Annotated in this window: 11 protein-coding genes and 2 pseudogenes; 7 read left to right on the plus strand and 6 right to left on the minus strand. The window is 59.3% G+C overall.

The features are described from left to right. The coding region (locus BM131_RS09490) for a helix-turn-helix domain-containing protein (protein ID WP_139222610.1) at positions 1–247 on the minus strand (247 nt) is incomplete at its 3' end. A 299-nt stretch (positions 248–546) separates the two neighbouring features. Here BM131_RS09490 and BM131_RS09495 point away from each other — a divergent pair. From BM131_RS09495 to manD, 5 genes are all read left to right on the plus strand, one after another. After that, on the plus strand, positions 547–1,302 hold the full coding sequence (locus tag BM131_RS09495) for a GntR family transcriptional regulator (protein WP_090188851.1): 756 nt from the start codon (positions 547–549) through the stop codon (positions 1,300–1,302). A gap of 83 nt (positions 1,303–1,385) precedes the next feature. Further along, positions 1,386–1,814: a type 2 periplasmic-binding domain-containing protein gene (locus BM131_RS20410; protein WP_217646849.1), complete on the plus strand. Its 429-nt coding sequence runs from the start codon at positions 1,386–1,388 to the stop codon at positions 1,812–1,814. Between the two features lie 15 nt (positions 1,815–1,829). Then, positions 1,830–2,939, plus strand: a complete 1,110-nt coding sequence (locus BM131_RS09500) for a type 2 periplasmic-binding domain-containing protein (RefSeq protein ID WP_217646850.1) — start codon at positions 1,830–1,832, stop codon at positions 2,937–2,939. A 65-nt stretch (positions 2,940–3,004) separates the two neighbouring features. Then, a complete protein-coding gene (locus BM131_RS09505; RefSeq protein WP_217646851.1) occupies positions 3,005–4,132 on the plus strand; it encodes a Gfo/Idh/MocA family protein in 1,128 nt (375 codons plus the stop codon). Between the two features lie 24 nt (positions 4,133–4,156). Beyond that, positions 4,157–5,383, plus strand: coding sequence for a D-mannonate dehydratase ManD (gene manD / locus BM131_RS09510; RefSeq protein ID WP_090188854.1), 1,227 nt, complete (start codon positions 4,157–4,159; stop codon positions 5,381–5,383). Positions 5,384–5,449: 66 nt separating this feature from the next. On the opposite strand, the pseudogene BM131_RS09515 reads toward manD, so the two are convergent. Next, positions 5,450–5,668, minus strand: a pseudogene (locus BM131_RS09515) (class II aldolase/adducin family protein); the annotation flags it as partial. A 42-nt stretch (positions 5,669–5,710) separates the two neighbouring features. After that, positions 5,711–6,310: a TauD/TfdA family dioxygenase gene (locus BM131_RS09520; RefSeq protein ID WP_090188858.1), complete on the minus strand. Its 600-nt coding sequence runs from the start codon at positions 6,308–6,310 to the stop codon at positions 5,711–5,713. On the opposite strand from BM131_RS09520, the pseudogene BM131_RS20720 reads away from it, so the two are divergent. Then, positions 6,287–6,513 (plus strand): annotated as a pseudogene (locus BM131_RS20720) (ABC transporter); the annotation flags it as partial. The gene BM131_RS09520 and the pseudogene BM131_RS20720 overlap by 24 nt on opposite strands. 126 nt (positions 6,514–6,639) lie before the next feature. After that, a complete protein-coding gene (locus BM131_RS09530) occupies positions 6,640–7,626 on the plus strand; it encodes an NAD(P)-dependent oxidoreductase (protein ID WP_090188861.1) in 987 nt (328 codons plus the stop codon). A gap of 71 nt (positions 7,627–7,697) precedes the next feature. Here BM131_RS09530 and BM131_RS09535 read toward each other — a convergent pair whose 3' ends face one another. Genes BM131_RS09535 through BM131_RS09545 form a run of 3 tightly spaced genes read right to left on the minus strand, consistent with a single transcriptional unit; the run spans position 7,698 to position 11,989 of the window. Continuing rightward, positions 7,698–9,140: an aldehyde dehydrogenase family protein gene (locus BM131_RS09535; protein ID WP_090188864.1), complete on the minus strand. Its 1,443-nt coding sequence runs from the start codon at positions 9,138–9,140 to the stop codon at positions 7,698–7,700. Continuing rightward, on the minus strand, positions 9,137–10,360 hold the full coding sequence (locus BM131_RS09540; RefSeq protein ID WP_090188867.1) for a mandelate racemase/muconate lactonizing enzyme family protein: 1,224 nt from the start codon (positions 10,358–10,360) through the stop codon (positions 9,137–9,139). The genes BM131_RS09535 and BM131_RS09540 overlap by 4 nt, the downstream gene beginning before the upstream one ends. Before the next feature lie 27 nt (positions 10,361–10,387). Then, on the minus strand, positions 10,388–11,989 hold the full coding sequence (locus BM131_RS09545) for a GMC family oxidoreductase (protein ID WP_245754197.1): 1,602 nt from the start codon (positions 11,987–11,989) through the stop codon (positions 10,388–10,390). Between the last annotated feature and the right edge of the window lie 46 nt (positions 11,990–12,035).

Genomic DNA, 12,035 nt, shown 5'->3' on the forward strand with positions numbered 1-12,035 from the left:
AATCGCTATACTTCTCCCTGACCAACGTCACGGCGAACTCACGCACCGCTGGGTCAATCCAATTGTTGGATTGACGACCACGCGCCTTGTGCCGGATGGCACCAGGACCTCCAGTCTGAAAATCCTTCAGCAACCTATGGACCTGTCGCCGGCTCAATCCCAGCACGTTGGCTGCTGTCACGGCCGTCATCACGCCGCGTGTCACTTGGCTCAGTACTTCAATGCGGTTCAGTTCGCGCTCGCTCATGATCATCAATCCCACGGCCACACTCCAATCCTGCTTGATCAAGAGGGAAGTGTGACACTTCTACTTTGCAGATGTGAGACATTCTAACTTTGCGCGTACATCCGTTGGACGTATAATCAGAGTTATGTAATATAATTTGTCATGATTTTCATACCACGCTCTAAGGTACCGACCAAACCCAGCCTAATCCATGATCTTTTAAAATCCGGAATTGACATATTAGTTCTAGCATACAAGTATCCCAGTAGTGCTAGCCACTTGGCTTGCCTGCAACTGGGGGCGATGTTTTGTTGATAGATATGACCAACGCCGAAGATCAGCCAACTGCAGAGTTGACGATCCTTCAGCTGTTGGCTGGTACTGTCTTAGACGCCAACCAAAACATTACGTTTCAGATCTTTGATATTCTGCGCGATCTGATCGTCTCGGTCAGACTGCGCCCCGGACAACGGCTGTCGGAAAAGGAAATCGCGGCTGCGCTGTGCACTAGCAAAACGCCAGTGCGTGAAGCGATGATCCGGCTGGACGAGATAAAACTGGTGCGGATCGTGCCACAAAGCGGCACCTATGTGACCAAAATCTCGGTGAGCCGCTACAGAACTGCGTGCTTTATTCGACTACAGCTTGAACTTGGCGCAGTGCGCGGCGCGGCTTTGACGCCTGACCCACACCAATCCATAGCGGTTCTTGATGGCATTCTATCCCAGACGGCCAAAGCGATTGCGCAAGAAGACGACGCCGCATTTTGCACCCTTGATGACGCCTTTCACCGCCAATTATTCATCATGGCCGGCTTTAAAGACGCATGGTCGACCGCCCGGCGCACCCAATTTGACGTCAACCGGGTCCGCCACATCCGCCGTATGCAGCGGATCATCACAGGTCCAGCACAGTTAGCTGACCATCAGGCCATCGTAGATGCCATTCGCGCGCAGGATGGTGCCCGCGCCGAGGACGCCTTGCGGGCGCATATCGGCGACCTGGATCGCCAAATCAGCGCACTGGTCAGAGATGACAAGATGCGCGGCTTCATTGCCCTTGAGGACTCAATTTAAAGGCCGCGATTGGATGATCGCAATTCGGGCGGTTTCGCAGGCCTAAAACCAAATTTTGCAATTATTCTTTGGGAGGAGAAACAATGCAATTTAGAACAATGGCAACCGCCGCGCTGGCGACCTCGGCGCTGACAGCGATGGGCCCCGCTTGGGCTCAGGACAGCTTTCGGATCGTGGATGAACCGCTCGACCTGACCATCCACATGCACTGGGACCGCGCGCAAGGCTACCGCGAGGATTATCCGGTCGAGCTGAAAGCGCGCGAGCTGACGGGCATTAACCTGATCGATACCACGTCTGGCAAGAATACGACGGACACTGCCGAAGCGATGAACCTGTTGCTGGCCGAAGGCGACATGCCCGATATCGTCGGCAGCCAGTTGATCAAACAGCCGGTGAACGAATTCGGACCACAAGGGGCATTTGTGCCGCTGAACGATCTGATCGACGAATATGCCCCCAATATCACAGCCTTCTTTGACGCCCGGCCAGAGCTGCGTCAGGCGATTTAGGCCTATGACGGCAATATGTATTACATCCCCTATCTGCCTGACGGCAAATATGGTCGCGCCTATTTCGTGCGGCAGGACTGGCTGGATCAGCTGGGGCTGGACCAACCGGACGACGTGGACGCGCTGCACGACGTGCTGCTTGCGTTTCGCGATCAGGACCCCAATGGCAACGGCCTTAAGGACGAAATCCCGTTCTTTGTGCGCGATTGGGAGGAGGTCATTCGCCTTGTCACCCTGTGGGATGGCCGCTCTTCCGGGTCAGACACGCCACATGATTTTCTTGTCACCGATGCGGGCGAAATCGCGCATCCTTACGCGCAGGACACCTATCGTATCGGCCTATCGCATGTCGCCGACTGGTATGCTGAGGGACTCATCGACAACGAAGTGTTCACGCGCGGCGTCTCTGCGCGGGACTACCTTTTGTCAGAAAACCTTGGCGGGATGACCCACGACTGGTTCGCGTCGACCTCTGGCTACAATGCAGCCTTGATCGATAAAATCGAAGGCTTCGACTTCATCCCCTTTTTGCCGCCCGCGTCTGTCAGTGGCAAACGGATCGAGGAACACAGCCGTATACCGATCAAACCTGATGGCTGGGCCATCAGCCACACGAACCAGCACCCCATTGAGACGATCAAGTACTTCGACTTTTGGTTCACAGAAACCGGCCGCCTGCTGTCGAACTTTGGTGTCGAAGGCGAAACCTGGGACATGATTGATGGCGAGCCCGTCTTTAAGCCAGAGGTCCTGAACAGCGACCGCGCCGTCAACAGCCAACTGTGGGAAGTCGGAGCCCAGATCAAGAAGGGGTATTGGCAGGACTACCGCTATGAATGGCAATGGACGGCAGAGGCCGCCCGCAAAGGGATAGAGCTTTACGATTCTGAGGACCTATTGGTTGACCAATTCCTCGGCGTCGCTTTCAGCAAGGAAGAGCAGGAAGTCTATGATCGCTACTGGCCGTCCATTCAGACGTATATGTTGGAACGGCAGCAAGCTTGGGTGCTTGGGTCCGGCGATATCGATGCGGACTGGGATGATTACATCAGCACCCTGAATAAAATGGGCTATGACGACGTGATCGGCGTGATGAACGCCGCCTACACCCGCCAGTACGACTAATCGCAAAAGCAGTGCGGCTGTCATGGCCGCGCTGCGTCAACGATATCGCTAGAAAGGTAAGACACTTGAAGGTTCTCATTGCAGGAACCGGCTTTGCCGGCCAAGGACACGCCGATGCCTTTAGGGCTGCAGGCGCCGATGTCGTTGGCATCGTCGGACGCACGCCGCACGTCGTGCAGGATGTCGCGGCCAAAATGGGCATCCTCTTTGCTGGTTGCGATTGGCAAGAGGCGCTGGATGCCTGCAAGCCTGACATCGTATCCATCGCAACCCCCGGCGGCGCGCATTACGCGCCAATCAAACAAGCCATCGCCTTTGGCTGCCATGTTTTTTGCGACAAGCCGATGACGGATGACAGCGCCACGGCCATTGAACTGAACGCGCTTGCACAGGCCAAAGGCATCAAAACCGCCTATGCGGCTAGCTTTCGCTATGCGCCCAGCGTGCTGCACGCCAAACGGCTTGTCGCCGCCGGCGCCATTGGCGAGCCGACGGAAGTTGAGTGTATCTCTCACTTTAACCTAGAGCGCGAAATTCCCTTTGGCTGGTCACATCGCAAGAAAGACGGCGGCGGGCGGTTGAACAACAACTTCACCCATACGCTGTCGATTGTGGCCTCTGTGGTCGGCGAAAAGATCCTGAACATCATCGGCGAAGTGCGTGATGATCTGGGGCGCGCGCCCATCGTCGAAGGCGTGCATAACTTTGCCACCCGGCGCGATTTCATCCCAAAGGACCTGAACGATCCTGCGCTGAAATGGGGCATCAGCGATGTGGAATGGTCCTATACCGTGATGGCGCAACTCGAAAGCCCGCTGGCAGAAAAGCCCGTCTCGGTCCTGTTCAAGCACGGCGGTTTGGTGCCGCGCTTTCATGATGACCACATCGTATTCTACGGCACCAAAGGCGCGATCTATGTCAAGGGCCACTATGGCAGTGGCCAGTTGTCCCATTACGGCGACGATAAAACCTGGCGCGACCTGCCCCTGCCCGCTGACATCGCTGCCGCAGTTCCGGACGTCGCTGGCGAGACAGAGCAATGCTGGCACACGCTGGCACGTCTTTTCGTGCGCGATATTCGCGGCGAGGCAACAGAGCCCTACCCCACCTTCGCGGAAGGCAGCCAGTATCAGCAAATCATCGATCTGATCCGCAAGAACGACAATTGGACCGATGTGTCGGGCCTCGCCTGAAGCGCAGCAAAAAAGGTGTAAGCCATGAAAATTACTGATGCAAAAGTCTTCGTCGGCGGCCCCGGCAAGAATTACGTCACCCTGAAAATCATGACCGATCAGGGTGTCTATGGCCTTGGCGACGCGACGTTGAACAACCGCGAAACGCTGCCCGCCGCATATTTGCAGGACTATCTAATCCCGAATCTGATCGGCATGGACCCCCGCAACAGCGAGGATATCTGGCAGTTCTTTTATCGCGGCGCCTATTTCCGCCGCGGCCCCATCGCAATGGCGGCCTTTGGGGCCATCGACATCGCGCTATGGGACATAAAGGGCAAGCTTGCCAATATGCCGCTCTATCAGCTTTTTGGCGGCAAAAGCCGCGAGGGTGCGATGGTCTATGCCCATGCGACGGGCGCTGATCTAGAGGATCTGATGGACTCCATCGCCCATTATGTCTCGCTCGGATACAAGGCTGTGCGGGTGCAATGCGGCATTCCCGGCATGCCCACAGCCAGCTATGCCGTTCCTGAAACGAAGGGGCAAGGCAAACATTACGTCAGTGATTTCAGTGGCATACGGCCGAAGGTTGAAGTCTGGGACAGCGCCCGTTACATGCGCTACATGCCCGGCGCACTGATGGAAATCCGGGACAGGTTCGGCCCTGACCTGCACATCCTGCACGACGTGCACCACCGCCTGACCCCGCGCGAAGCCGCGCAATTTGCCAAAGCAGTAGAGCCAGCAAACCTGTTCTGGCTCGAAGATCCCACCCCCGCCGAGGATCAAAACGCGTTGAAGCTGCTGCGCCAGCATTCCACCGTGCCCATCGCCATAGGCGAGGTGTTCAACTCTGTTTACGATTGCAACCGCCTGATCGAACAAGAGCTGATCGACTATATCCGCATCGCGGTGACCTACGGAGGCGGCATCACACCGGTCAAACGCATCGTTGATCTTGCCGGACTCCATAACGTGCGCACCGGATTTCACGGCGCCCCCAGTCACTCGCCTTTATGCATGGCGGCGCAGGCGCATTTGAACGCCTGGGCCCCAAACTTTGGCATTCAGGAATATCTGGTCCTTGGGACGCCCGCCTGCGATGCCATGTTTCCATCGGACCACAAAATGGAAAACGGTATGGTCTACGTCAGTGACGCCCCCGGACTTGGCGTCGATTTCGACGAAACAGAGGCCGCGCGCTACAGCTACGCCCCCGGCAGCCACCCCATTGTACGGCTCGAAGATGGGACGATGTGGAACTACTGAACCGCAGGTGGCACCATCGGCCCACCTGCGGCGGATACCGCTATGTCAGCGCTGGCAGCTGCGCCCTTAAGTAGTCGAAATGCCGCGCCGCCGTGCCGCGATCCCGCCGAAGGCCAGATCATAGGCCGTGCGCCCGTAAAAGCGCGCCGTTTTGTTGTCGATCGGTACAATCGCCGGGTCCTTTAGGCAGGCCAGCGCCGTTGCATAGGGCGAATGGCAATGCATCACGACCCGCGCCTCTGGCAGGCGGCGGTGGATCGTGCCGTGGATGCACCAAGCCGACGCATCGGGCGCATTTGGCCCTGATGCTGCGGCCGCGAACCTGCCTTAATTGACCCGCGCACGATAGGTCGACCGCATTTCGCCCCGGTCGGTGTAACAGCCGCGCAGATAACGCGATCCGCTACCGGCCGAATAGGCGCTGCGGCCATGCACGATATGGTGGTTGTCAAAGACCATACATTCGCCCTCCTTCATCAGGAAACGCATCATATAGCGATCTTCTTGTGCCATTCGGCCAAAGCGGCAGAACGCGGGGTAGTAGGCGTCCAGCATGGTCTGATCCAGATCGAAAATATCCGCCATGTGCTGGCTGATGGTCAGGCCCGTCACGTCGCCTCGCGCGTCAAGCGCGATCACGTTCTGACGCGACCGCATATCGTAGGTGCCGTGTTCGCAATAGAACGGGATCGCGACCTCTGACAGCAGGCGGAAACCTTCGGGATCGCGCTCGCGAAAGGCATTCGCAACGGCAACGCCGTCGCTATCGATGCTTTGTCCGCCAGCGACGGAATTTGCGCGGCAATACAGAAACTGGACGCCGGGGCGTGCTCTTCGGCGCTGGATGTGACCACCTAGATTGACGCGCTGTCGGCGATCAAAAAGGCCATTCAGGACACCGGCGTCGCCGCGCTTTACATCACCCACGACCTAGCCACCGTCAAAGCCATCGCCGACTAAATCGCCGCCATGCACCGCGGCAAAGTCGTCCGATACGGCCCCAAATCACGGTCCTCGCGCCGCCCTTCGACGACTACACAGACCTCCTCCTCGCCTCTGTGCCCGCGGTGAAAGTCGGATGGCTCGAAAACGTCATCGCATCCCGCAAGATTGAGAGCGCGGGCAGGTAGCGGGGGACCAAAAGCCACCAATGGATACTGCCCCATTGGGCCAAATGCGGTTGCTTTACTGACATTTCGAACTGCCGCACCTTGGGCGCAATAGCGATCAGAGCCTCAGATAAGGATACATACCGGATGAAAATCGGCTTCATTGGTCTTGGTAACGTGGGCGGTAAACTTGCAGGCAGTTTGCTGCGCAACAAATTCGACCTGACCGTGCATGACCTGAACCCCGCCCTTGTCGCGACTTTTGTCGTCCGCGGGGCCCATGCGGCCACAAGCCCGCTGCAGATGATGCAGGACTGTGACGCGGTCATTACCTGCCTGCCTTCCCCCGCCGCCTCTGCCGCCGTGGTCGAGAAAATGTTGCCTGCCATCACCGCCGATAAAATCTGGATGGAGATGTCGACGACGGACGAAAGCGAGGTCAAACGCCTGGCCGCTTTGGTCAAGGCGGCGGGCGGCGCGGCGATGGAATGCCCGGTGTCGGGTGGTTGCCACCGGGCGGATACGGGCAATATTTCAATCTTTGCGGGCTGTGACCGCGCCACGTTTGAACGGATGCTGCCAACGTTGACGACGCTGGGCCGCCGCGTGCTGCACACCGGCGATATCGGCACCGCGTCGATCCTGAAGGTCATGACGAACTATCTAGCGACCGCCAATCTGCTGACCTGCTGCGAGGCGCTGGTCACGATGAAGGCCGCCGGTCTGGATATGAATACGACCTATGAGGCGATGAAGATTTCCTCTGGCACGTCTTTTGTGCACGAGACTGAAAGCCAGTTGATCCTGAACGGGTCGCGCGATGTGTCGTTCACCATGGACCTTGTGAAAAAGGATATAGGCCTGTTCCAGAAGATCGCCGATCAAGCTGGCGTGCCGTTGGAAATCAGCCCGCTCCTGGTCGAAATCTTTAACGACGGCATCGCTCGTTTCGGTGAACGAGAGTTGTCGCCCAACATCATCCGCCGTCTGGAAGAGGCGACCGGTCTCGATATCCGCGCCCCCGGTTTCCCAGCAGAGCTGACCGATGATGAGCCCGAAGAACAAGGCTATGAGGTCATCCCGACCGGCCTGACCGCCCCGGCGGGTGCGGCAAAGCCTGTTCCGGCTGAATAGACCGGACATCTGAAACGGATAAGGGCCGCCAGCATATCGCTGGCGGCCCTTTTCATGCGCTAAGCATAACGTCAGAGCGCGAAGGGCGGGCGCACTTTGATTTCCAGATAATCGTCTAGCCCGAATTTTCCGCCTTCGCGGCCATTGCCGGACTGTTTGAACCCGCCAAACGGGGAGCCATAGCCAGAGGCGCGGCCATTGATGTGGATGCCGCCTGCCCGCAGGCGCCGCGCGACGCGCAGTGCGCGCGCTTCGTTGCCCGTCCACAGGTATGCATCAAGGCCGTACTCTGTGTCATTGGCTAAGGCGATCGCCTCTTCCTCGGTAGCGAAGGGCGCAATAATCAGGACAGGGCCAAAGATTTCCTTGCGCCAAACCGTCATGTCGGGCGTCACGTCACAGAACACGGTTGGCCGTGCGAACCAACCGGTCTGAAGCGCTGGCGGCAGGTTGTCCGGGCGACCAAGGCCGCCTGCCAAAAGGCGCGAGCCTTCATTGATGCCGGTCCCGATCATCTCTTGCACGCGTTCATACTGGATCTGGTCGAACAACGGGCCGATGTGATCGCCCTTTAGCGCCGGATCGCCGACGGCTTGCGCATCTGCGGCCGCACGGGCGATGGACAGCGCCCGATCATAGACGCTGCGTTCAACCAGCATCTTGGTCGGTGCGTTGCAGGACTGGCCGGTGTTATAAAAACATTCCGCCACACCGCCCGCGACGGCAGCCGCGACATCGGCGTCGGCAAAGATCACGTTGGGGGATTTGCCGCCCAGTTCCAGCGTCACGCGCTTGATCGTTGCTGCCGCATCCACCGACACCGCGCTGCCTGCGCGGGTCGATCCGGTAAAGGACATCATCGCCACATCCGGATGCCGCGACAGCGCTGCCCCAACCGAAGGGCCATCGCCGTAAACCAGATTGAACACACCTGCAGGGTAGCCCGCTTCGTGGATCAGTTCGGCATAGATCTGGGCGGACAACGGCGTGTGTTCGGACGGCTTCAGCACACAGGTCGACCCTGTCGCAAGCGCCGGAATGACCTTCAGCGCGATCTGGTTGATGGGCCAGTTCCACGGCGTGATCAGGCCGCAAACGCCGATTGGCTCGCGGCTGACGATATCGCCATTGGGCAGGATTTCTTCTTCGTCATGCGCCTCGAGTGCGGCAATGAAAGCCTCCAGATGGCCAAGGCCCGCATCGGCCTGCGCGTCGCGCGACATGGTGGCAGGGGCACCCATTTCCATCGTGATCGCCGCCGCCAGATCGCCCAGGCGTGCGGGCGTCAGCTCTGCCAGCTTGCGCAGCAGGGCAAGGCGTTCGTCCTTTGTGGTCAGGGAAAACGTCTCGAACGCTGTCTTGGCGGCAGCGACGGCGCGGTCCACGTCAACGGCATTCCCAAGCGATACCGTGCCGACCCGCGCATTGGTGGACGGCGTCAGGATCGGTATGGTTTTGGGCGCGTCGGGGGCAACCCATGCGCCATTGATATAGAATTTATCAAGCGTAATCATTGTATTCCTCCACGAGGGGTCACATGAAACTGATCCATCGTCAGATGCAGTTCGGTATCGGTATAGGGCATGTTTGCAATCGCGGCGTCGTCCAGTTCCAACCCCAGACCCGGCGCTTTGGACGGGATGACATAGCCGTTGTCCCATTCAATCGTGCCTTTGACCGCGCTCATGTAAGGCCCGTCAAAGGTGCCGATGCTTTCGAGGATCAAGAAGTTCGGCGAACAGGTGGCGATCTGGATATTGGCGGCGGCGACGATGGGGCCGCAGTACAGGTGCGGCGCGATCTGGACCTGCCGGGTTTCGGCCATACCAGCGATTTTCTTCGCCTCTAGCAGGCCGCCGACGCGGCCAAGGTTCATTTGCAGGATCGACGCCGCCCCGGTTTCCAGCAGGCGGGCGAATTCGTATTTGGTGCACAATCGCTCGCCCGCCGCCACGGGGATCGAGGTAAAGGCCGCGACACTGGCCATGTCGGCGGGGCTGTCGGGGGGCACGGGTTCTTCGAACCACAGCGGATCGAAAGGTTCCAGCGCACGGGCCATCCGCTTGGCCCCCGACACGGTGAACTGACCATGCGTGCCAAGCAGCAGATCGGCGCGATCGCCAACCGCGGCGCGGATTTCGCGGCAGAACGCGACGCTTAGGCTGATATCCTCCAGCCGGGGTTGGTGGCCGTCAAAAATCGTATAGGGCCCTGCGGGGTCGAATTTCAGGGCAGTAAAGCCCTGATTGACCATATCCAGCGCCACCTGCGCTGCGATATGGGGGTCGTTGTAAGCGTTGGGCAAGGATGGGTCAGGATAGACGTCGCCGCTGGTGGGATAGATATAGGAATAGCTGCGCAGCTTGTCGTGCACGCGCCCGCCCAGCAGTTCATAGACCGGCTTATCCGCCGCCTTGCCGACGATATCCCAGCAGGCCAACTCGAGCCCGCTGAACACGCCCATCACGCTGACATCAGGGCGCTGGGTGAACCCGGCGCTATAGGCCTTGCGAAACAGCAGTTCGATGTGATGGGGATCGGCCCCTTCAAATTGCCGCGCGAACATATCCTGCGCCATCGCGCAGCAAACCTGCGGCCCAAAAGTCGCGTTGTAAATTTCGCCCACGCCAGTGATGCCGCAAGCCGTCGTCAGGCGCAAAAAGATGAAATAGCGCCCGCCATGACGCGGCGGCGGATTTCCAACGATAAACGTCTCTAACTTTTCGAGGCGCATGTGCCCCTCCTTTTGAATGGCAGCAGGTTATCCTGCATCTTGTAAAATCAGATTAGCCGCACGCATGGCGAGCATCATCGTTGGCGCATTGGTATTACCCGACGTGATGTTCGGAAAGGCCGAGGCATCGGCAACCCGCAATCCCGCCACGCCGTGCACCTGCAGGCGCGCATTCAGCACGGAGTCCGCCGCGCTTTGCCCCATCCGGCAGGTACAGGTGGGATGATACACCGTGCCTGCGCGGTTGCGAAATTCGGCCAGCAGCGCGTCGTCGTCCATGGTGTCGAACCCCTCAAGCTTGGACGCGGCCGTCACCGCTTGTAACGCCGGGGTGCGCGACAAGGCGCGAATGATCCGGCTGGCGCGGACGGCGGCGTCGCAGTCTTCGTTCGTGGATAGCGAATTGGCCTGTATTGTTGGCGCATCGCGGTAGTCGGCAGAGTTAATCTGCACCGATCCCCGGCTGGTCGGACGGCATTGCTGCGCCGACAAAAGGTAGCCCGGATCGCGGTCCACAATCACCTTTCCTGCGGGGGTTACCTCGTAAGACGCGGGGTTGCAGAACAGCTGGATGTCAGGCGCGTCAAGGTCCGCGTCCGACCGCACAAAGCCGCCGACTTGATTGACCGGCACCGCAAGCGGTCCGCGCCGCGTCATCACATACCGCGCCCCGGCAGCCATACGCCCAAGGGGGTGGCCAAGGATGTTATTCAGCGTCTTTTGCAAGGCGCGGAACTGGTAGGACACAGCCAGATGGTCCTGCAATCCCTGCCCCACCTGCGGCAGGTCGTGGCGCACTGTGATCCCTTGCGATTGCAGCAGCGCCGCTGGCCCGATGCCGGACAGTTGCAAAAGCTGCGGCGAATTGATGGCGCCCGCGCTTAGGATCACCTCTTTGCGGGCAACCACACGGTGCGTTTGGCCGCCGCGCGTATAACTCAGGCCGTCGACGCGGGTGCCAGAGAATTCCAGCTGCGTGACATGGGCGCGCGAAATAAGCGTCACATTGGGCCGCTTTAGCGCGGGGCGCAGAAACGCATCGGCCGCCGACCAGCGCATCCCGCGTTTCACATTACTGCGGTAGAAACCGACGCCGTCAGCGCCCGGGGCGTTTATGTCATCAATATTGGCAAACCCTGCCTGCTGCGCAGCCGTCAAGAAGTTGCGCGAAAACGGGTTCATCTGATCGCTCAGGTTCTGCACCCAGACTGGTCCACCCTGCCCCGGTGCATCCGACTGCGTTTCCATCCCATCATAGATGCCGCGCACAGCGTCCCAGCCCCAGCCCTGCGCGCCCGCAGCGGCCCAATCGTCGAAATCCCGCGCCTGTCCGCGCACATAGGCCATCGCGTTGATAGAGCTTGATCCGCCAATCACCTTGCCGCGCGGCCAATAGCTTTTGCGCCCGTTCAAGGCCGTGTCGGCGTCGGTGTGATAACCCCAGTTCAGCGCGGGCTTTGCGTAGTTGACGGCATAGCCGACGGGGATCTTGATCCAGAACTGGCGGTCGCTGCCGCCCGCCTCTAGCACCAGCACACGGTGCTTGCCGCTTGCGGACAGCCGGTCCGCCAGCACACAGCCTGCAGAGCCTGCGCCGACGATCACGAAATCGAACTCTTTGGCGGTCACGCCAGCCTGCCTCTTGACGGTTGAATACGTAGCACAAAGCATTCGC

The sequence above is a fragment of the Loktanella salsilacus genome, assembly GCF_900114485.1.
Taxonomy (GTDB): Bacteria; Pseudomonadota; Alphaproteobacteria; order Rhodobacterales; family Rhodobacteraceae; genus Loktanella; species Loktanella salsilacus.